This window comes from Marmoricola sp. URHA0025 HA25 (assembly GCF_054059435.1).
Genome location: NZ_JBSSCD010000001.1, coordinates 982,485 through 1,001,337, shown reverse-complemented (window position 1 = coordinate 1,001,337; position 18,853 = coordinate 982,485). Strand labels below are relative to the sequence as shown.

Here is an 18,853-nt window from a genome sequence, read left to right as displayed (position 1 = left end):
GAGTACGGACATGGGTTTCCTCAGCGACGTGAGGAGCAAGCTCACGAAGGCGGTCGACAGCCAGGGCGACAAGATCGGCGACGGCCTCGACAAGGCTGCGGACATGATCGACAAGAAGACCGACGGCAAGTACGCCGACAAGCTCGACGCCGGCGTCGACAAGGCCAAGGACGCCCTGGACGACCTCGACGGCAAGAACGACGACATCCCCTGAGGCGAACCCAGCCACAGCTGGCCGAGCAGCGAACCCGACCACAGGTGGTCGAGCAGCGAGCGCCAGCGAGCGATCAGACGAGACCCGGTGACGCACGCACCGACCCAGCCACAGCTGGTCGAGCAGCGAGCGCCAGCGAGCGATCAGACGAGACCCGGTGACGCACGCACCGACCCAACCACAACGGGTCGACCACCGAGCCCAGCCACGGCTGGTCGAGCAGCGAGCGCCAGCGAGCGATCAGACGAGACCCGGTGACGCACGCACCGACCCAACCACAACGGGTCGACCACCGAGCCCAGCCACGGCTGGTCGAGCAGCGAGCGCCAGCGAGCGATCAGACGAGACCCGGGTGACGCACGCACCGACCCAGCCACAGCGTCGATCGCTCAGACCGGCTCGTCGTCGTTCGGTGCTTCCGGCGTTCGACGGCTCAGGTATCCCGTCCGCCCTCTGGCAAGCACAGGAAGGTCGCCCAGCCGCCCGTCGATCAACGCCTGCCGCTTCGCGCGCGACCAGTTCTGCACCTGCTTCTCGAACGCGAAGGCGTCGACCACGCTCTCGAACTCCAGCGCCCACACCAGCCTGACCGGGCGGCGACGGGCCGTGTAGGCCGCTCCGAGCCCGGACTCGTGCTGATGGAGTCGGGCCGGCAGGTCCGTCGTACTGCCGACGTAGTAGCTGTGATCGCTGCACTCGAGGAGGTAGACCCAGGCCATCGGAGAAGGCTCTCGAGAACTGACTCGCGGCCGGCGTTCATGTCGGATGGCTGTTCGCAGCGGTCCATGTCCGCGGGATGTGGACGCGAGCGGGATCAGCGACGGGCTGCGACCGGGTGGTCTCTGCGTACGTCGCCAGGTCTCGACTGATCGCTCGCTGGCGCTCGCTGCTCGACCACCCTGGGGTCGGGTTCCTGCCCAAGGTCACCAGGTCTCGACTGATCGCTCGCTGGCGCTCGCTGCTCGACCACCCCGGTTGGGGTTGCTGCTCGACGACCCGGCGTTCGGTTCGTGCCCAAGGTCACCAGGTCTCGACTGATCGCTCGCTGGCGCTCACTGCTCGACCACCCTGGTTGGGGTTGCTGCTCGACCACCCTGGGGTCGGGTTGCTGCCCAAGGTCACCAGGTCTCGACTGATCGCTCGCTGCTCGACCACCCTCGTTGGGGTTGGCTGCTCGAACACCCTGGTTGGGGTTGCTGCTCGACCACCCTGGTTGGGGTTGCTGGTCGACCACCCTGGGGTCGGGTTGCTGCCCGACCACGACTCAGGTTTCCCTGGGGGCGCGTTCGGGAACGGGAGGGTCATGAGCGACCAGGACAACATCCCGGAGCCGAAGGTGGACCCGGAGCCGGACCCCGGCAACGAGGCGGGCGGGGTGGACGCGGTGCCGGAGAACGGCACCTTCCCGCCGGTGCCTCCCGACGAGCCGCTGAACGCGCAGATGGAGGAGGAGGACGTGCCGGACGAGGTGCAGCAGGGGGAGGCTCCTGACCGCGAGGCCGACACCGACGACCCGAGCGCGGAGCCGTCCGGCTGAGCTATCGGCCGAGCAGGTCCTCCAGCACCGTCGTCGCCTGGGCCTGGATCCCTGGTGCCTCGCTCTCGCGCGGGCCGGCGACGTTGAGCACGGCACCCTCAGCCAGCTGCTCGAGCCACGACCGCAGGGTCGGTACGTCGGCCACGTCGGCGACGAGGTGCGGACGACCCAGCTCCTCGACGATGTCGATCGTCAGCGCAGTGCCCGGGGACGACGACCCAGCGGCGATGATCACCAGCGTCGCGTCGCTGTCGCGGACATTCCAGCGCGTCCGCTCCCCCGGGTCGGTCGACGGAGTCGGAGTGAGCTCCGGGTACATCGCGAGCAGTCCCGGCGGCTCGCTGAGGTCCTCGGCCCAACCACCGGCCGGGCACCAGCCGCCGATGGCGATCCCGAGCCGACGACCCACCTCGAGAGCAGCGCGGTCCACCCCCGTCTGGCCCCCCGAGACGATCCGCGAGGGCCTGTGCATCAGCGGCAGGCGGGCGCGTCCGGCAGCGGCTGCGGCACCCCGACCGTGGGGAGGCCGAGCACGACACCGGCCGGCTGCTCCGCGGTCCGTCTCGCCCAGGCGTCGCCGGCGCGCGTACGACGCACCGACACGACCGGCCCGTCGGCGACCAGGTGGTGCGGCGCCCCGCGGGTGATCGTCACCTGCACCATGTCGCCGGGCCTGACCTCCAGCGGCAGACCGTCGGCGCCGACGGGGCTGAAGTGCACAAGGCGGTTGTCCCTTGCGCGCCCGGAGAGCCGGTGCGTCGAGGCGTCCTTGCGACCCTCGCCCTCGGCGACCATCAGCTCCACCGTCCGGCCCTCGAGCGCCTGGTTCTCCGCCCAGGCGATCTCGTTGACCAGCTCGACCAGGCGTTCGTAGCGCTCGCGGACGACGTCGGGCGGCACCTGGTCGGGCAGCGTCGCGGCCGGCGTACCGGGTCGCTTGGAGTACTGGAAGGTGAAGGCGGCCGAGAACCGCGCAGCCCGGACCACGTCGAGCGTCGCGGCGAAGTCCTCCTCGGTCTCGCCCGGGAAGCCGACGATGATGTCGGTGGTGATCGCGGCATCGGGGATCGCCGCGCGCACCCGGTCGATGATCCCCAGGTAGCGCTCCTGCCGGTAGGACCGGCGCATCGCCCTGAGCACCTTGTCCGAGCCGGACTGGAGCGGCATGTGCAACGAGGGCATCACGTTGGGCGTCTCGGCCATCGCCGCGATCACGTCGTCGGTGAACTCGGCCGGGTGCGGCGAGGTGAAGCGCACCCGCTCGAGGCCGTCGACCTCACCGCAGGCGCGCAGCAGCTTGGAGAAGGCCTGCCGGTCGGCGAACTCCACGCCGTACGCATTCACGTTCTGGCCCAGCAGGGTCACCTCGGTGACGCCTTCGGCGATGAGCGCCTCGATCTCGGCCAGGATCTCGCCGGGCCGCCGGTCCTTCTCGGTCCCGCGCAGCGACGGCACGATGCAGAACGTGCAGGTGTTGTTGCAGCCCACCGAGATCGAGACCCAGGCGGCGTACGCCGACTCACGCTTGGTCGGCAGCGTCGAGGGGAACACCTCGAGCGACTCGAGGATCTCCACCTGCGCCTCTTCGGCGACCCGGGCACGCTCCAGCAGCACCGGCAGCGAGCCGATGTTGTGGGTGCCGAACACGACATCCACCCAGGGCGCCTTGCGGGTGATGGTGTCGCGGTCCTTCTGCGCCAGGCAGCCGCCGACCGCGATCTGCATGCCGGGTCGGGCCGCCTTGACCGGTGCGAGGTGGCCGAGGTTGCCGTAGAGCTTGTTGTCGGCGTTCTCGCGGACGGCGCAGGTGTTGAACACCACCACGTCCGCCTGGTCACCCTCGGCCGCCGCGACGTACCCCGCACCCTCGAGCAGACCGCTGAGACGCTCGGAGTCGTGCACGTTCATCTGGCACCCGTAGGTCTTGACCTCGTAGGTGCGGGCGGGGTTCTCGGGGAGGGCGCTCATGACCGCCCAAGAGTAGTCGAGCGAGGGTGAGGCTCAGCGGCCGTTGCAGACGATGCCCTGTGTCATGAGGTCGACCGAGACCGAGCTCTCGTCGAACATCCGATGGACTGCGCCGAACGCCTCGTCGAACTTCGCCTGCTCACCGGTGGCGGCAGCCGCGTCGAGCATCGCCGTCGCCCGGTCGGACATCACCTGGAAGGCATGGAGGGCGTCGGCCGCGTCGCGGTCGGCAGCCGCGACCGGGATCGCCACCACCTTCGCGTCGAAGGCGGTCGTCAGTGCCGCCAGCTTCGGCTGCTCGGCCAGGTACTCCTCGAGCGGGAAGTGGCCGGGATGGCCACCGCCGCCACCGTTGACCTCCTTGACCTTCACCAGCAGGTCAGAGCAGAGCTCGTTGACCCGCGCCGCGTACGACGCACCAGAGGCAGGCGTCGTACGTCCGGTCGCGGGCGAAGCATCGCCGTCGTCCTTCGCCGCCCCGCAGCCCGCGGCCGTGGCGGCCAGGACCCCGCACGCCAGCGTCATCCGTGCCAAGGCTCGCCACATCGTCTGCTCCTTCACCTCAGGAATTCGGCCGAGATGACTTCCTCGTCGGACCGGCAGCATCCTCATCGCGACGCCCCGATCAGCTGCCGGCACGACGTGCTGCGGAAGGCCGGCTGGGCCGTGCTGGGTCCGACAGGATCTCCGCCAGGACGGCCGGACGGCTGGTGCACGCTCGACCGGCTGGCCCGTGCCGCCGCGGCGATCCAGCCGAAGACTGCCGGGCCGGTCGGGTCGTCGAGCTCGGGGTGCCACTGCACACCGAGCGCCGCCCAGTCGCCCGCGACCCACTCGATCGCCTCCACCACGTCGTCGTCGGCCCACGCCGTGGCCCGCCAGGACGTGCCGGCTGCCGACACCGCCTGCCGGTGCAGCGCGGTGGTCACTGCAGCCGGCCCGACGAGTTCGGCCACGAGTGATCCGGGCGCGGTGCGGACGAGGTGGCCGGTGTCGGGCCGGATGTGGTCGACGCCGTCAAGGAGATCGCCGCCGTACGCCACGGCCATCACCTGCATGCCGCGGCAGACTCCGAGGAGCGGCAGCCGCCCCCGTTCCGCGGCCCGCACCAGCGCGAGCTCCACCTGGTCCCGAGCCGGATCGACCTCCCGGGCACCACCCGCACCCCCGTAGCGGGTGGGCTCGACGTCTCCCCCACCGGTGAGCACCAGCGCGTCGACGACATCGAGCAGGTCGAGCGCCGCGTGTGCCGGCAGGACCACCGGTCGAGCGCCGGCTCGCGCAACCGCCTCGACGTACCGGGTGGGCGTGCCCGCGACGGGCAGGTCGCCGAAGTGCTTCGGTACGACGTGCGCGTTGCCGACGATCCCGATGACCGGGCCGTTCACATCGCCACGACCGCGGTGATGCCGAGCGCGATACCGGACAGGTAGGTCAGCATGGCTCCGGAGTCGCGGAGCGGGCCGTGCGTGGCGAGCGTCTTCGAGGTGAGCATGCCCAGGGCGTGCACGAGGCGCCCCGCGACCGCCGCGATTGCCAGGGTGTCGAGCCACCAGCCGTCGGTGAGCGTCGAGCAGACGATCAGCAGGCCGATCAGGGTGGGGACGTACTCCGACGCGTTGCCATGGGCCCGCTGGGCGATCAGCATCCGGTCGGCCGGATCGGACGGCATCTGGTTGCCGGTGGCACCGCGCATGGCGCGGTACCGGGTGACGTTGGCGCCGAGGACGAAGATGAGGATGCCCTGGAGCGCGATGCTGACGATGACGACGTTGCTCATGCGAGGAGCCTTTCGGTGTGGGAGGGGACGGACCGGGACGAGCGGGGTGAGAGCAGGCGGCGCATGATCGTGCCGCTCAGGTCGGTGCCCAGCAGCGCGTCGGTCTTGGCCATTCCTCCGGGGCAGGTCAGGTTGATCTCGATCAGCCGGCCGTCGATCACGTCGATGCCGGCGACCGCCAGGCCGTGCCGGACGAGGTCCGGACCGACCGCCGCGACGATCCGCTCGTCGTCCGCATCGACCGCGGCCGCTGCCACTGGCGGGCCGATCCTGAAGTCGTCGGCAGCGGGCCGGCGCAGGACCGCACCGATGACCTCGCCGTCGAGCAGGAACAGCCGCTTGTTGCCGCGCTCGACGTCGGGCAGGTAGGCCTGCACGATCACGTGCCGGTGACCGCCGGCGGTCGCCGACTCGAGCAGGGAGGCCGCCGCAGCGTCGTTGCGCACCAGCCACACGTCGCCACCGGCGAACCCGTCGACGGGCTTGACGACCACGGTGCCGTGCTCGGCCACGAAGTCGCGGAGCTCCGGGACGGCGGCGGAGACGGTCGTCGCGGGGCAGAGCTGGGGCCACCGGAGCGCGGCGATCTTCTCGTGCAGCTCCCGCACGCCGGACGGTCGGTTGGTCACCCGGACCCCGGCGGCCTCAGCCGCGTCGAGGAGGTACGTCGTGTGCAGGTAGCGGGAGTCGACCGGCGGGTCGATCCGCAGCTGGACGAGCTCGAACGACTCCGCCACGTCGAGGACGGAGGTCTCGAGGTCGTCCCACCAGACCGGTTCCACGAGCCAGCGATGGTCGCCGCCGCGGCCTCGGGGCCGGATCCTGATCTGGTTCGCACGCGCCCGCAGCCTGCCCTCGACGAGCGCCAGGTCCTCGGGCCCGCACCACCACACGGCTGCGCCGAGACCCTGGGCGGCTGCCATCAGCCCGACGGTTGCGTCGACCTCCGGTTGCAGCCCGGCCAGCGGGTCGATGACGAAGAGCACGTTCATGCCGCCAGCTCCATTCCGAGGAGCGCAGTGATCTCGCGACCCTGAGCGAGGGTGGCCGCGTCACCGTCCGCGGCCGCACGCCACTGGTCGGCCAGGTCGTGGCGGCCCGGCTCGAGGATGCCCAGGACTCGGCGTCGCCGTTCCCCGTCGTACAGGAGAGTGGTGAGCAGCTGCACGACCGGAAGGACCGCGTCGACCTCCTGGGCATCGAGGAAACGCACCTCCAGGTAGTCACCGCGTGGCCGCACGGGGGGGAACAGCGTCGACAGGTGCTCGTCGGGACCGAGGAACGCAGTCGCGCCCGCGGCGAACGCGGTGTAGGCGGCGACAGGGTCGTCACCGTGCAGCAACCGGTCGTCGAAGGCGGTCCGCGGCGGGTCGACCGCCAGCCAGGTGGTCAGGCGTCCGCGGTCACCCCAGCTCCGGGCGAAGGCGGCGGCGAGGAACGGGCCGGCCAGGTTGAGGACCCGCCACTGCTCGCGGCCCTCACGTCCCGGCCACCAGTCCAGGCAGACCTGCGTCGACGCGGTCCGTCGCATCATCCGGCGCCCGGCGGGCCCGATCGAGTCGAAGTGGGTCTGCATCGCGAGGTACCGCTGCGAGGTCAGCTGCAACGGGACACTGTGCTCGGACCGCGGGTCCACCGGGCTCGCGTCGATCAGGAGGCGGGCCGCGGCCAGATCGTGCCGGAGGGCGTCGACGTCATCACGGAGTCGCGCCGCGATCTCGGCCGCGCTCGCCGCACAGGGCAGGCTGAGCTCCACCTGACCGCCGGGCTCGAAGCTGAGGTAGTCCCGGTACGCCGCGCGACAGGTCGCGGCACGGACCTCGTCGATCCCGGCGTGCTCCCCGCTCAGCCGCGCCGTGAGGAGCTCCTGCTCGAGGCCGACCCGGGTGCGGCGCGGCCCGCGCTTCGGGAACAGTGCGGCGACGCGGGTGCGCACGTCGAGATGCATCGCGACCTCCTGTGAGCTCGTTGCTCCAGGACGATCGTCCGGGTGCCGGCGTCCCGCCGTCACGGGGCTCCCGACCCGGGTGGCCGGGAATCTCTCCGGAGTCCACCGGGACTCGTGCGGGTGGCGAGGCGTCATCGTGACACTCCTGATAAAGTAAGGTTACCTGTCGAATATTGGAAGGTTTCCTTACGAATGTCAAGGCCTCTGCGTCAACCGTCCCGGCAGCCGCTGATCTCCTTGGTGCACGAAGCCGACCGGGAGCTCCAGACCGACATGGTCCGCGCTGCGCGCACGCGCGGCTGGAAGGAGGCGAAGTTCGCGCACAACGCGGTGTTCGGGACCCTCGGCCTCGAGGGTGCCCACACGGCAGAGCTCGCCGTGCGCGCCGGCGTCACCCGGCAGTCGATGGGGGAGATCGTCCGCGAGCTGGTCGGGTTCGGGATCCTGGAGATGACGCCTGACCCGACGGACCGCCGCGCGAAGAGGGTGACCTACTCGGAGCTCGGCCTCGAGGAGGTCACGCACGGCTGGGACCACATCGTCGACCTCGAGGAGCGGATCGTCGCCGAGCTCGGCGAGGACGGCTACGAGCAGCTGCGCACCGGCCTGCAGAAGGTCGTCGAGGTGCTCAGGTCCGGCGCCGGCGAGGACTGACCGCTAGCCCTTCTCGGGATCGGCGCCCTTGCGCAGGGTCTCGCTCTCGCTACGGACGGACTTGAGCTCGCCAGGGTCGAGGAGCGACAGGGTCTCGCGCTGCTGCAGGTCGGCCTCGGCGGTGTCAGGGTTGTGCCCCGCCGCTGCACCCGTCGTGCCGACCGGGGTCTCGACGTCGACGCCGGGCGTCTCGTCGAGACCCGCCATCGCCTCGTCGATCCAGGCGTCGATCTCCGCATCGTTCACGGGTCGTCCGCCGCCGTGTGCGGACTCCCGGGAGACCGCCTTCGGCTCGGTGGCGAACGACTCGCCGGGCTCCTCGTCGACCGCCTCGATCACGATCGGCTCCGGCAGGTCCTCGGGTGCAGGCACCGGCTTGGGCACGCGCTGCGGCTCCCGCGGGCCCGAGGGCGCGGAGGTCTCCGTCCGCGACGCCGACCGCTGCCGCGGCGTCACGGGCGGTGCCCCTGCCTCGGGATCGTGGCCCTTCACCATGGTCCCGTGAAGCGCTGCCCCGGCAAGCCCGCGAGCGAGCCCGGCGGCGTACGCGGCCGAGGAGATTGGGTGCCGGACGGCGTGGACGGCGGTTCCGGCGGCACGTTCGAGGAGCTTCACGGGTTGCATGGGTCCTTCCCCCTTCGATGACTTCGACGCCCTCGCAGTGCCCGAGAGCCGATGCGACAAACGCGATGGAGGGGTGGCTCGGTGGCGCGGCGACGCTCCGACCGCGTAGGAATGTCCCCATGCCGGGTCGCGAAGGTCTCGTCGTCCTCGAGGGCGTCAACAAGTGGTTCGGCGACCTGCACGCGCTGCGGGACATCGACCTGTCGATCGACCGTGGCGAGGTCGTCGTCGTGATCGGGCCGTCAGGCTCGGGCAAGTCCACGCTGTGCCGGACGATCAACCGGCTGGAGACGATCGACTCGGGCACGATCACGCTCGACGGCAATCCGCTGCCGGAGGATGGCAAGGCGCTCGCGACGCTGCGGGCGGAGGTGGGCATGGTGTTCCAGAGCTTCAACCTGTTCGGCCACAAGACGATCCTCGACAACGTCACTCTCGGTCCGACGAAGGTTCGCGGCGAGAGCACGGAGGCCGCGGAGGCACGCGCACGCGAGCTGCTCGACCGCGTCGGCGTCGGCTCCCAGGCGGACAAGTACCCGGCTCAGCTCTCGGGAGGCCAGCAGCAGCGCGTCGCGATCGCCCGAGCGCTCGCCATGGACCCCAAGGTGATGCTCTTCGACGAGCCGACCTCCGCACTGGACCCGGAGATGATCAAGGAGGTCCTCGACGCCATGGTCGACCTGGCCGGACGCGGCATGACGATGGTCGTGGTCACCCACGAGATGGGCTTCGCCCGCACGGCGGCCGACCGGATCGTGTTCATGGCGGACGGCGCGATCGTCGAGGAGAGCGCCCCCGGCGAGTTCTTCGACAACCCCCGGTCGGATCGGGCGAAGGACTTCCTCAGCAAGATCCTCGCGCACTGAGCAGGCTCAGACGGGTTGGTCGGTGGTCGCCGGACCTGACGCGGGCTCCCGGGCGCGACCGCCCCGGGCCGCCAGCACTGCGGCGACGCCCGGCACGAGCACGACCAGGAGCGCCGACCACTGGACGAGCCACTTCTGGTGCAGCGCCGGGTCCGCGGGCGCGGTGAGGCCCAGGGTGACGATGGCGGCGACGAGCGCGGCGTACGCGGACCGGCGGAGCGGGAGGCACGCCAGCAGCGGCACGCACCAGAGGAAGTACCAGTAGTGCCCGGCCGGGCTCAGCACGACCGCGGCGAGCAGGACGAGCCCGGCCCCGGAGAGGGCGCGCGCCGGCGTACCGATACGGCGCACCAGCGTGACCCAGGCGGCCACGAGGACGAGCACCGCGAGACCCAGCTTCTTCGCCAGTGCCACCGGGTGCAGGTGGTGGGCCGCGGCCGCGCCGGAGGGTCCCAGGTGCAGGAGCAGGTCATGGGTCCAGCGACCGAGCACCCAGCTCACCGCCAGCGGCGTGCGTTCGCTCTCCGGGACCACCAGTGCGTGGACCCAGCCGGTGCCGAGGCCGGTGACCCAGCCGGCGCCGAGCAGGACCGCCGCGCTCACTGCACCGACGGCGACCGCCCGGCGCGACCGAGCCAGCACGCCGCCGCCCGGCGGGACGGAGAGCAGCACGACGCCGACCGCTCCGAGGATCCCCGGCGCCTTCACCGCCGTGGCGACGCCGACCAGCAGTGCGCCGGCGACCCACTTGCCTCGACGGGTCACCGCCAGGGCGGCGAGCACGAGCGCAGAGACCGTGAGGTCGTTGTGCATCCCGCCGATGCCGTGGACGATCACGAACGGGCTCGCCACCACCAGGGCGGCGGCGTGCACAGGGTCGCGGCCGGCCCTCCGCGCGAGCACCGGGACGGCCCACGCGAGCACGACGAGGCTGAGCACCGACAGCAGCCGGTACCAGGTGAGCAGGGTACAGGGGTCCTGGGTCAGGCGCGACAGCCCGCCGCCCCAGGCGAGGGACAGCGGGCCGTACGGCGACGGGGTGAAGAGCCAGCTGTGGGCCACTCCGGAGCGAAGCGGGGTGGGCAGGGCCGCGGGCGTCCAGAGGTACGGCGAGAGGCCGCGTCCGGCCAGGTCGCCGGTGGCCACGTAGCTCCATCCGTCGCCACTGAAGAGCGGCGGCGCGACCAGCAACGGGGCGGCCCATGCCGCGGCCGTGACCCGCACGCGGGCGAGGTCGCCCGGGCCGCCGCGGTCTCCGCGCACTCCACGCACCAGGTCCCACCACGCCCAGGTGAGCAGCAGCAGCCCCATGACGCTCAGACCGATCCCCCAGGTGACCGGGTGCGGCGAGGTGCGGACCGTCCACAGCCAGGACACGCGGTCCATCCAGGTGCCACGAGGCAGCCGGTCGTAGCAGTAGCCGCCGGCAGTGATCAGCAGGGAGCCGAGCACGCCCCGGGCCAGGACACCAGGCACGAGGCCAACCTAGGCACCGCAAACTGAACACAGCCTTACAGCGGTGCTGCTTCCGGGGCTACTTCCGTGCCTGCCTTCGTGCCTACTTCCGGGCGGGCTTCTGGGTGACGTACAGCTTGATCACGCCCTCGATCACCACGGTGCCGTCCTGGCGGACCCCCTTCACGCGCACCGGCAGGTCCGGGTCGTCACTGGTCCACTGCTCCGGGTCGGTCTCCGCGATGCAGGTGATGTCGGTGGTCGCCTTCGCGGTGTAGCTGATGTCCATGCCCTTGGGGATCCACCGCTTGTGGCTCGGGATCGTGGCCTCGGCCAGCGCACCCATCGCCGCCTCGAGCCCGTTGCACAGGGCGATCGCGTGCACGGTGCCGAGGTGGTTCTGCACCGCGCGCCGCTTCGGGATCACCAGCTCGGCATGGTTCGGCTCGATCACGGTGAACCGGGGCCGGATGCTCCAGAAGTACGGCGCCTTCTGTGCGAATGCCAGCGAGAACAGCCGGTCGCCGACGAACGGGATCGCGGTGGACTTCTTGTACAGATCAGCGACGTTGGCCATGCCGCTACGTTACTCCCGAGTAACTAGAACCGGCCTATGACCTGCGCCACATCGAGCGAGCACCCGACCACGGTGTCGGTGCGTCCCTCCCCCGCGGGCTCGTCGAACCACAGCCCGGCGGTGAAGCCGAGCTTGGCGAGCACCCGCAGTGAGGCGACGTTGCGGTGGTCGGGTGCGGCGAACAGCTCCCCCACCTCCCGGTACGCCGGCCAGACGATGTCGCGCAGGAACACCCAGAGCAGGCTGGTGCCGAGCCCGCGGCCGACGAAGGCGGGCTCTCCGATCGCGTAGTCGAAACCGACCGCGTCGGGCCGCGCGCAGAGCAGCGCGTAGTCGGGGTGGTCGCTGATCCGGTAGTCCTGGGAGAAGCCCACCGAGCGGCCGTTCACCTCCCAGACCCACATCCTGGTCGGGTCGTCGCCACGCAGTGCAGGGCCGTAGTGGGCAGCCACCTGCTCGATCGACCTGTGCTCGTCCCACCACCGGGCCACGTGTGGCTCGTTGACCCACCGCGAGACGTCCGGGAAGTCGCCCACGGTCATCGGACGCACCGAGAACCGGTGCTCCTCGTCGACCCGGTAGCGCAGCGGGTCGCCGGACAGGTCGACGGCGAGGACCGGACCGGTCACACCTGGCGGCGCGAAGCGGTCGCCGAGCGCCGCCCACGGCTCGCCCTCGCGGGCCTGGGCGCGGAGCACCTCGAACTCCATGTGCTCAGTGTGCCGGGAATGGTTTGATGGCGCCGTGACCGAGAACGAGAACGTGTTGCAGTCCGGGTTCGACCGCTACGTGCGTGCGGTCGAGGAGATCGCGGCCTCGGGCGACTGGACGCGGTTCGCCGACCTGTTCACCGAGGACGCCACCTACTGCGAGCACGTCTACGGCGACTTCACCGGTCGCGAGGAGATCCGGCCCTGGATCGTCAAGACGATGACCACCTACCCCGGTAGCGAGATGGTCGCGTTCCCGCCTGCCTGGTCGGTCTTCGACCCGCCGACGAACCGGGTGATCTGCGAGATCCGCAACCTCATGCGCGATCCCGGTGACGGGTCGGTCCACGAGGCCTCGAACATCACGATCCTGACCTTCGACGACGCGGGCAACCTGACCCGCGAGGAGGACATCTACAACCCGCAGAAGTTCGCCGACATGGTGCGCGACTGGTCACGGGTGGCGAAGCAGCACGGCACGCTCTCCGACGAAGGTCTCGCCATGCTGGAGGCGTTGGAGCGTTAGGTCGGCTCGGCGCGTACGTCACCAGGTTTCGACACGCCGGTCGCGACTTCGTGCCTCAGTCGCGCGGCTCGCTCAACCACCATCAGCGGATCCGCTGGCGCGGCTCCGCTCGGGATCGACAAGATCCGCCCCGAGCTCGTCACGAACCACCCGGTAGGCGACCCCGCTGGAGTACCCCTTGCGGGCGAGCATGCCGACCAGCCGGCGGACGGCCTTGTCGTTGTCGAGCCCGCGCACCGAGCGCAGCTTGCGCCGCACCAGCAGGCGCGCCGCCTCGACCTCGTCGGAGTCGTCGATGACGTCCAGCGCGTCGCGGGCCACCTCGTCGTCGATGCCCTTGCGGCGCAGCTCGTGGGCCAGAGCTCGCTTCGCGAGACCGCGGCCCTCCTGCCGCTGGGCCACCCACTCCCGGGCGAAGGCGGCGTCGTCGACGAGCCCGACCTCCTCGAACCGGTCGAGCAGGCGGGCCGCGACGTCGCCGGGCACGTTGCGCTGCGCGAGCTTCTTCTCCAGGTCGGCGCGGCTGCGGGCTCGCCCGGTCAGCTGGTCGAGCAGGATCTTGCGCGCCACCGACTCCGGGTCGGCGTCGGGCCCGAGGTCACGGTCCTGCTCGGGTGCGACCGGAGGTCTCGACTGATCGCTCGCTGTCGCTCGCTGCTCGACCACCCTTGCTCCTTCGCTCGGCATACCTCACCCCGTTGATCGAGCCGAGTCGAGATCAGAAGTCGATGCCGTCGGGGTCTACCACTCCTGCGTCGGCGGGGGCGTCGACCGAAGGACCGATGCCGAGGTGCTCGAGGATCCGCTTCTCGATCTCGTTGGCCAGGTCGGGGTTGTCCTTGAGGAACGTGCGGGCGTTCTCCTTGCCCTGGCCGAGCTGGTCGCCCTCGTAGGTGTACCAGGCACCGGCCTTGCGCACGAGGCCCGCCTCGACGCCGACGTCGATCAGGCCGCCCTCGCGGCTGATGCCCTTGCCGTACATGATGTCGAACTCGGCCTGCTTGAACGGCGGCGCCACCTTGTTCTTCACGACCTTGACCCGGGTGCGGTTGCCGACCATGTCGGTGCCGTCCTTGAGCGTCTCGATCCGGCGCACGTCGAGGCGGACCGAGGCGTAGAACTTCAGCGCCTTGCCACCCGTGGTCGTCTCGGGCGAGCCGAACATCACGCCGATCTTCTCGCGGAGCTGGTTGATGAAGATCATCGTGGTGTTGGAGTTGTTCAGCGCACCGGTCATCTTGCGCAGCGCCTGGCTCATCAGCCGGGCCTGGAGGCCGACGTGGCTGTCGCCCATCTCGCCCTCGATCTCGGCGCGCGGCACGAGCGCAGCCACCGAGTCGATCACGATCAGGTCGAGCGCGCCCGAGCGGATCAGCATGTCGGCGATCTCCAGCGCCTGCTCACCGCTGTCGGGCTGGGAGACCAGCAGGGCGTCGGTGTCGACGCCGAGGTTCTTCGCGTAGTCGGGGTCCAGGGCGTGCTCGGCGTCGATGAACGCGACGATGCCTCCGGCCGCCTGGGCGTTGGCCACCGCGTGCAGCGCGACGGTGGTCTTGCCGGAGGACTCCGGGCCGTAGATCTCCACCACGCGGCCGCGCGGCAGGCCGCCGAGGCCGAGGGCGATGTCGAGCGAGATCGCGCCGGTCGGGATCACCTCGAGGGGCGCACGGATCTCGTCACCGAGGCGCATCACCGAACCCTTGCCGTACTGCTTCTCGATGTTGCCGAGGGCGATGTCGAGGGCCTTCTCGCGGTCTGGTGCAGCCATGTCCTTGATCCTGTCTTCGAGGTGCGGGTCCGTCGTCTCGGCAGACGCTAGGTGCGGCCACCGACACTCACGACGGGCGCTCTCTGCCCTGTGCACGACGGCGGTTCGACCCTTGCCTGTGGACGCCACAGTAGTACGAACGTGTGTTCGATCCCAGCCTTTGCGACGGGCGTGTCGGGCACCGTTTCGGACCGGCGCAGGACGCGAGGCAGCGGGGCGCCTGAAGGGAGGGGAGTGGCGCCCCGCTGCGTCGATCCGGCCCGCGACCTACTGCGTGATGCGGGTCAGAGCTCCTGGTGTGTACGGCGAGTGCGCCGCGAGGTAGTCGGCGAACGCGTCGATGTCGAGACCGCCGTAGTACACGCCGGTGCCGTGGGTGAACGCCGGGAAGTTGTCGCCACCGCCCTGCAGGAAGTTGTTCGTGACGATCCGGTACGACGCCGCCTTGTCGATGGCCGTGCCGTTGAGCTTCACCGTCCCGTCGACGGCGCCGCTCGCGCCGAACTGGTAGGTGAACCCGTTCGACACCTGCAGGATCTTCCGGCTGCCCGCGTTGGGCCCGGTGACCTGCTGGGCGAGCAGGTCGTAGATGTCCTGCCCGGTCAGCGTCATCGAGACCAGGTAGTTGTTGAACGGCTGGACCGTGAACGCCTCCTCGTAGGTGACGTCGCCCGTCGGCTCGCCGTACTTGGAGTTCGTGGCCGTCAGGTCGGCGCGGATGCCGCCCGGGTTCATGAAGGCGATCACCGGTGTCTGCCCGCCCGTGACGGTCGACGCGTCGGCGAGCTGTGCGTCCGCGATCAGGTCACCCAGCTGGGACTCGCCGGTCGCGTTGCCGGCGGCGGTCACGTCGCTGGTGATGTGCCCGATCACCTTGCTCGCGATCGGCCGGACCAGGTCCTGGTACTTCATGATCAGCGCGGTCTCCGCCGGGTCCTTCGCGACGTCGCGCGACACCGGGAAGTTCGCACCCTTGACCGACGCCCGGACGATGTCGCCCTTGCGCATGTCGTACTTCAGCCGGGTCTCGGTGAACAGCCGGCCGAACGACGAGGCCGACGTGAGCAGCCGGCGGTGGCCCGCAGGATCCCTGACCGAGCAGACGTAGGGCTGGTGGGTGTGACCGGAGACGACCATGTCGATCTGCGGGTCGAGGTTTGCCGCGATCCCGAGGATCGGCGAGCTCGCGGCGATCAGGGAGCCACCGCCACCGCACGCGTAGTCGTAGTTCGGGTTGACCGCCCAGGTCTTGCCGCTGGGATCGGTCCACTGCTGCTTGTCCGGTACGCCGCCCTGGTGGATCAGCACGACGATGGCCTTGACGCCCTGGCGACGCAGCACCGGCACGAGCGCGTTGGCGGTCGCGACCTCGTCCTTGAACTCCAGGCCCTGCACACCGCTCGCGGTGACGATCGACGGAGTGTCCTTGAGGGTCATCCCGATGAAGCCGATCTTGGCCCCGTGCAGGTTCTTGATCGTGTAGGACGGCAGGATCGTGCGGTTCGAGCCGGCGTACGTGACGTTCGCGGCGAGCATGTCGAAGTCCGCCCCGGTGAACACGCCGCTCGGGCAGGAGTTCTGGTTGTTGGCGCCCGCGCCGTCGTCGATGCAGCCGCCGTACTGCATCCGCTGCAGCTCGCGGTAGCCCTCGTCGAACTCGTGGTTGCCGACGGCCGTGACGTCCAGGCCGAGCCGGTTCATCGCCTCGATGGTGGGCTCGTCGTGGAACGCCGCCGAGAGCAGCGGCGAGGCGCCGACGATGTCACCGGCGGCGACCGTCAGCGAGTTGCGGTGGCCGGCGCGTGCCTGGGCGAGGTGGGTGGAGAGGTACTCCACGCCGCCGACGTCCTGGGTCACGTCGACCGGCTTCCCGGTCACCGGGTCGAGCCGGTGACCCACGACGATCCGCCCGGACGAGCCCGAGGGCGCCTCGAGGTTGCCGTGGAAGTCGTTGAACGACAGCAGCTGGATCTTCTTCAGGTGCCGGTGGTGCTTGTGCTTGTGGTGACCCGGGTGGTGCCGGGTCGTGTCGGCCGAGGACGCGGCCTGGGTGGCGGCGACGCCCGAGAGTGCGACGAGGGTCGCTGTCAGCGCGCCGATCAGGCGGCGCCGGTGGGTGAGGTGCATGAGGTTGTTACTCCCTAGAGCCCGGAACGGAGTGGAGACCGCACGCTAACCCGAGATCGCCCCGCTCGGCGACACATTCACGCGTCCGGCCAGTGTTGCCGCCACCAGCACCGCCACGGCGAAGATCGATGCGAAGCCCGCGAGGACGGGGAACCCGAGCTCACCGACGATGACTCCCGACGCCGCGCTGCCCGCGGCGGCGGCCAGCCCCATCACCATGTCGGCGGCTCCCTGCACGTTCGTCACGGAGCCGAGCGGCGCGAGCTCGGCCACCATCGTCGAGGCGGCAACGGTCGCCAGCGACCAGCCCAGCCCGAGCAGGAACAGCCCGACGAAGATCTCCGGCGAGCTGCCCGCGGGGGCGCGGGCGCAGAGCACGAGCGAGACCAGGAGCACGACGCCGCCGGTGGCGAGCACGGCCACTCGGCCGAACCGATCGGCGGCCATGCCGACCAGCGGCGCGAACGCGAACATCCCCAGGACGTGCAGGCTGATCACGAACCCGATGACCCTCAGCTCGGCATGACCGTGCTTCATGTGCAGCGGAGTCATCACCATCACGCTGATCATCACGGCGTGCGCCGCGGCCAGCCCGGCGATCGCCGCCGCGATGGCGGGCTGCGCCCGGATCGCGTCGCGGACGGGCTGCGCGGCCGCCGGCTGGGCAGGGCGGGCCGCGCCCCTGGCCGGGCCCTCCTCGGAGCGGAGGCTCCGCGCCACCACGAGGGGGTCCGGTCGCAGCCGCACCAGCACCACCAGCGCCGCGACCAGCATCGCGACGGCGCCGAGCGCGAAGGGGCCGGTGAGCACCGGGATGCCCAGCCAGTCGGTCAGGCGGGCCGACGGGCCGGTGAGGTTCGGCCCGAGCACGGCACCGATGGTGGTCGCCCACACCACGGTCGACAGCGACCGGCCGCGGTTGCCCGGCGTGGCGAGGTCGGTGGCGGCGTACCGGGCGGCGTAGTTGGCCGAGCTGGTCGCGCCGAGCAGGCACGCGCCGACCAGGAGCAGCGTCATCGAGCCGACGATGCCCGCAACGACGGCGAGGGCTGCGCCGGAGGCGCCCACGAGGTAGCCGGTGACCAGGCCGGCGCGGCGGCCGCGCAGTCCCATCAGCCGCGCCAGCCCCCACGACCCGACGGCCGCGCCGAGCACCTGGGTGGTCTGTGCCAGCCCGGCGAGCTCCTCGGACCCGGACAGGTCACGGGCCAGCAGCGACGCCGTCGCGATGCCGATGGTGATGCCGAGCGCGCCGACCGCCTGCGAGCCGACCAGCGTCTGCACCGTGCGGCGCTGGAGCGCCTGCTGGTCCTCGGCGGCCGGCACTCAGCGCTCCCGGGCCGGGAGGTCGAGCGCGGCCCAGACAGCCCGCCAGACCTGCTTGGGAGGTACGCCGGCAGTCAGAGCCTCGTCGACGGTGCGGCCGTCGAGGTCGGTGAGCACGAACATCGAGGCCCACGTGCGCGCGTACGCGGGGCCGAGCGCGTGGTCCAGACGCTCCCAGAACTCCGTGTGCTTCACGCCCGGCCGATGTCGTGGAGGTGGTGGTGGACGTCGTGGAGGTGGTACCGCCCGAGCGTCTCGACGGTGAAGACGGAGCCGTTGCTGCGGCGGCCGGGGCGCTGCCACTGCTCGCCGTCTACACCGGCGTAGACGGCGGAGGCGTCGGCGGCTGCCTCGACGAGCTCGACGGACACGACGGCCGGGTCCTGCTCGGCGTACCGGCCCTCGATCGCGGTCACGTCCTGGTCCCAGTTGGGGAACAGCGGGTCGTCCTGCTCGAGCATCAGGGTCACCCGCTCGCCGAAGATGCGGTGCACGTCGCGCACGTGGCACGCGTACTCGAGGGGCGACCAGACCGTCGGCGCCGGACGGGTCGTTGCGCCCGGTCCGACGAGCGCGGGGTACCAGCCGCGGGTGTTCTCGTGGAAGAGGTCGACGAGGTCGGCTGCGCTCACCGCGGCCGGGTCGAACCCGCACTCGGGGCAGGGGGCGTCCAGCACCCAGGTCCAGTCCTTGGTGTCCGGTTCGATGCTCACGCGGCCAGTCTGCAACACGTCCCGCCGACTCCGACCGGGTTATCCAGCGCCTGAGCCGCC

At 70.8% G+C, this 18,853-nt stretch carries 23 protein-coding genes; 5 read left to right on the top strand and 18 right to left on the bottom strand.

What is annotated here, in order from left to right:
• Nucleotides 1-10 precede the first annotated feature (10 nt).
• Entirely contained in the window at nucleotides 11-214 is a 204-nt protein-coding gene (locus ACVW00_RS04830; RefSeq protein ID WP_457109767.1) for an antitoxin, read from the top strand.
• Nucleotides 215-603: 389 nt separating this feature from the next.
• On the opposite strand, the gene ACVW00_RS04825 is transcribed toward ACVW00_RS04830, so the two are convergent.
• Nucleotides 604-933: a GIY-YIG nuclease family protein gene (locus ACVW00_RS04825; protein ID WP_457109766.1), complete on the bottom strand. Its 330-nt coding sequence runs from the start codon at nucleotides 931-933 to the stop codon at nucleotides 604-606.
• A 584-nt stretch (nucleotides 934-1,517) separates the two neighbouring features.
• On the opposite strand from ACVW00_RS04825, the gene ACVW00_RS04820 reads away from it, so the two are divergent.
• Nucleotides 1,518-1,751, top strand: a complete 234-nt coding sequence (locus ACVW00_RS04820) for a hypothetical protein (RefSeq protein WP_457109765.1) — start codon at nucleotides 1,518-1,520, stop codon at nucleotides 1,749-1,751.
• A gap of 1 nt (nucleotide 1,752) precedes the next feature.
• Here ACVW00_RS04820 and ACVW00_RS04815 read toward each other — a convergent pair whose 3' ends face one another.
• From ACVW00_RS04815 to ACVW00_RS04785, 7 genes are all read right to left on the bottom strand, one after another.
• Nucleotides 1,753-2,223, bottom strand: coding sequence for a putative molybdenum carrier protein (locus ACVW00_RS04815; protein ID WP_457109764.1), 471 nt, complete (start codon nucleotides 2,221-2,223; stop codon nucleotides 1,753-1,755).
• Nucleotides 2,223-3,719, bottom strand: coding sequence for a tRNA (N6-isopentenyl adenosine(37)-C2)-methylthiotransferase MiaB (miaB, locus tag ACVW00_RS04810; RefSeq protein ID WP_457109763.1), 1,497 nt, complete (start codon nucleotides 3,717-3,719; stop codon nucleotides 2,223-2,225). The genes ACVW00_RS04815 and miaB overlap by 1 nt, the downstream gene beginning before the upstream one ends.
• 33 nt (nucleotides 3,720-3,752) lie before the next feature.
• Nucleotides 3,753-4,265 carry a hypothetical protein gene (locus ACVW00_RS04805; protein WP_457109762.1) on the bottom strand — a complete coding sequence of 171 codons (513 nt, stop codon included), beginning with the start codon at nucleotides 4,263-4,265 and terminating at the stop codon, nucleotides 3,753-3,755.
• Nucleotides 4,266-4,327: 62 nt separating this feature from the next.
• A complete protein-coding gene (locus tag ACVW00_RS04800; protein WP_457109761.1) occupies nucleotides 4,328-5,107 on the bottom strand; it encodes a gamma-glutamyl-gamma-aminobutyrate hydrolase family protein in 780 nt (259 codons plus the stop codon).
• Entirely contained in the window at nucleotides 5,104-5,499 is a 396-nt protein-coding gene (locus ACVW00_RS04795) for an MAPEG family protein (protein WP_457109760.1), read from the bottom strand. Before ACVW00_RS04795 ends, ACVW00_RS04800 begins: the two co-directional genes overlap by 4 nt.
• Nucleotides 5,496-6,491, bottom strand: a complete 996-nt coding sequence (locus ACVW00_RS04790) for an ATP-grasp domain-containing protein (RefSeq protein WP_457109759.1) — start codon at nucleotides 6,489-6,491, stop codon at nucleotides 5,496-5,498. The genes ACVW00_RS04795 and ACVW00_RS04790 overlap by 4 nt, the downstream gene beginning before the upstream one ends.
• Complete coding sequence (locus ACVW00_RS04785) at nucleotides 6,488-7,447, bottom strand: glutamate-cysteine ligase family protein (protein WP_457109758.1); 960 nt, start codon at nucleotides 7,445-7,447, stop codon at nucleotides 6,488-6,490. The genes ACVW00_RS04790 and ACVW00_RS04785 overlap by 4 nt, the downstream gene beginning before the upstream one ends.
• 240 nt (nucleotides 7,448-7,687) lie before the next feature.
• Here ACVW00_RS04785 and ACVW00_RS04780 point away from each other — a divergent pair, with 240 nt between their 5' ends.
• Entirely contained in the window at nucleotides 7,688-8,101 is a 414-nt protein-coding gene (locus tag ACVW00_RS04780) for a MarR family winged helix-turn-helix transcriptional regulator (protein ID WP_457109757.1), read from the top strand.
• Nucleotides 8,102-8,104: 3 nt separating this feature from the next.
• On the opposite strand, the gene ACVW00_RS04775 is transcribed toward ACVW00_RS04780, so the two are convergent.
• Nucleotides 8,105-8,716 (bottom strand): hypothetical protein, encoded by a 612-nt coding sequence (locus ACVW00_RS04775; RefSeq protein ID WP_457109756.1) that lies wholly within the window; start codon nucleotides 8,714-8,716, stop codon nucleotides 8,105-8,107.
• Between the two features lie 128 nt (nucleotides 8,717-8,844).
• Between ACVW00_RS04775 and ACVW00_RS04770 the strand changes: the two genes are divergently transcribed.
• A complete protein-coding gene (locus ACVW00_RS04770; protein WP_457109755.1) occupies nucleotides 8,845-9,591 on the top strand; it encodes an amino acid ABC transporter ATP-binding protein in 747 nt (248 codons plus the stop codon).
• 6 nt (nucleotides 9,592-9,597) lie between these two features.
• Here the strand turns inward: ACVW00_RS04770 and mptB are convergent, their stop codons facing one another.
• The 3 genes from mptB to ACVW00_RS04755 form a co-directional block, all read right to left on the bottom strand.
• Nucleotides 9,598-11,067 (bottom strand): polyprenol phosphomannose-dependent alpha 1,6 mannosyltransferase MptB, encoded by a 1,470-nt coding sequence (gene mptB, locus ACVW00_RS04765; protein WP_457109754.1) that lies wholly within the window; start codon nucleotides 11,065-11,067, stop codon nucleotides 9,598-9,600.
• A gap of 82 nt (nucleotides 11,068-11,149) precedes the next feature.
• Nucleotides 11,150-11,623 carry a hotdog fold domain-containing protein gene (locus ACVW00_RS04760; protein ID WP_457109753.1) on the bottom strand — a complete coding sequence of 158 codons (474 nt, stop codon included), beginning with the start codon at nucleotides 11,621-11,623 and terminating at the stop codon, nucleotides 11,150-11,152.
• Nucleotides 11,624-11,646: 23 nt separating this feature from the next.
• Complete coding sequence (locus ACVW00_RS04755; RefSeq protein ID WP_457109752.1) at nucleotides 11,647-12,333, bottom strand: GNAT family N-acetyltransferase; 687 nt, start codon at nucleotides 12,331-12,333, stop codon at nucleotides 11,647-11,649.
• A gap of 34 nt (nucleotides 12,334-12,367) precedes the next feature.
• Between ACVW00_RS04755 and ACVW00_RS04750 the strand changes: the two genes are divergently transcribed.
• Nucleotides 12,368-12,859, top strand: a complete 492-nt coding sequence (locus ACVW00_RS04750; protein WP_457109751.1) for a nuclear transport factor 2 family protein — start codon at nucleotides 12,368-12,370, stop codon at nucleotides 12,857-12,859.
• Nucleotides 12,860-12,931: 72 nt separating this feature from the next.
• Here ACVW00_RS04750 and ACVW00_RS04745 read toward each other — a convergent pair whose 3' ends face one another.
• From ACVW00_RS04745 to ACVW00_RS04720, 6 genes are all read right to left on the bottom strand, one after another.
• Nucleotides 12,932-13,525 (bottom strand): regulatory protein RecX, encoded by a 594-nt coding sequence (locus ACVW00_RS04745; protein WP_457109750.1) that lies wholly within the window; start codon nucleotides 13,523-13,525, stop codon nucleotides 12,932-12,934.
• A gap of 52 nt (nucleotides 13,526-13,577) precedes the next feature.
• Nucleotides 13,578-14,627, bottom strand: a complete 1,050-nt coding sequence (gene recA, locus ACVW00_RS04740; protein WP_457109749.1) for a recombinase RecA — start codon at nucleotides 14,625-14,627, stop codon at nucleotides 13,578-13,580.
• A 267-nt stretch (nucleotides 14,628-14,894) separates the two neighbouring features.
• Nucleotides 14,895-16,754, bottom strand: coding sequence for a bifunctional metallophosphatase/5'-nucleotidase (locus ACVW00_RS04735; RefSeq protein ID WP_457109748.1), 1,860 nt, complete (start codon nucleotides 16,752-16,754; stop codon nucleotides 14,895-14,897).
• 45 nt (nucleotides 16,755-16,799) lie between these two features.
• Nucleotides 16,800-18,080, bottom strand: coding sequence for an MFS transporter (locus ACVW00_RS04730; RefSeq protein ID WP_457109747.1), 1,281 nt, complete (start codon nucleotides 18,078-18,080; stop codon nucleotides 16,800-16,802).
• Nucleotides 18,081-18,275, bottom strand: a complete 195-nt coding sequence (locus ACVW00_RS04725) for a DUF3046 domain-containing protein (protein WP_457109746.1) — start codon at nucleotides 18,273-18,275, stop codon at nucleotides 18,081-18,083.
• Complete coding sequence (locus ACVW00_RS04720; RefSeq protein ID WP_457109745.1) at nucleotides 18,272-18,793, bottom strand: DinB family protein; 522 nt, start codon at nucleotides 18,791-18,793, stop codon at nucleotides 18,272-18,274. The genes ACVW00_RS04725 and ACVW00_RS04720 overlap by 4 nt, the downstream gene beginning before the upstream one ends.
• Between the last annotated feature and the right edge of the window lie 60 nt (nucleotides 18,794-18,853).

Bases quoted from the DNA above. Each gene is read 5' to 3' on its own strand.
- ACVW00_RS04790 (WP_457109759.1), bottom strand. From the start codon at position 6,491: ATGAACGTGCTCTTCGTCATCGACCCGCTGGCCGGGCTGCAACCGGAG.
- ACVW00_RS04735 (WP_457109748.1), bottom strand. From the start codon at position 16,754: ATGCACCTCACCCACCGGCGCCGCCTGATCGGCGCGCTGACAGCGACC.
- ACVW00_RS04795 (WP_457109760.1), bottom strand. From the start codon at position 5,499: ATGAGCAACGTCGTCATCGTCAGCATCGCGCTCCAGGGCATCCTCATC.
- recA (WP_457109749.1), bottom strand. From the start codon at position 14,627: ATGGCTGCACCAGACCGCGAGAAGGCCCTCGACATCGCCCTCGGCAAC.
- ACVW00_RS04785 (WP_457109758.1), bottom strand. From the start codon at position 7,447: ATGCATCTCGACGTGCGCACCCGCGTCGCCGCACTGTTCCCGAAGCGC.
- ACVW00_RS04825 (WP_457109766.1), bottom strand. From the start codon at position 933: ATGGCCTGGGTCTACCTCCTCGAGTGCAGCGATCACAGCTACTACGTC.
- miaB (WP_457109763.1), bottom strand. From the start codon at position 3,719: ATGAGCGCCCTCCCCGAGAACCCCGCCCGCACCTACGAGGTCAAGACC.
- ACVW00_RS04805 (WP_457109762.1), bottom strand. From the start codon at position 4,265: ATGTGGCGAGCCTTGGCACGGATGACGCTGGCGTGCGGGGTCCTGGCC.
- ACVW00_RS04820 (WP_457109765.1), top strand. From the start codon at position 1,518: ATGAGCGACCAGGACAACATCCCGGAGCCGAAGGTGGACCCGGAGCCG.
- ACVW00_RS04815 (WP_457109764.1), bottom strand. From the start codon at position 2,223: ATGCACAGGCCCTCGCGGATCGTCTCGGGGGGCCAGACGGGGGTGGAC.
- ACVW00_RS04760 (WP_457109753.1), bottom strand. From the start codon at position 11,623: ATGGCCAACGTCGCTGATCTGTACAAGAAGTCCACCGCGATCCCGTTC.
- ACVW00_RS04830 (WP_457109767.1), top strand. From the start codon at position 11: ATGGGTTTCCTCAGCGACGTGAGGAGCAAGCTCACGAAGGCGGTCGAC.
- ACVW00_RS04755 (WP_457109752.1), bottom strand. From the start codon at position 12,333: ATGGAGTTCGAGGTGCTCCGCGCCCAGGCCCGCGAGGGCGAGCCGTGG.
- ACVW00_RS04770 (WP_457109755.1), top strand. From the start codon at position 8,845: ATGCCGGGTCGCGAAGGTCTCGTCGTCCTCGAGGGCGTCAACAAGTGG.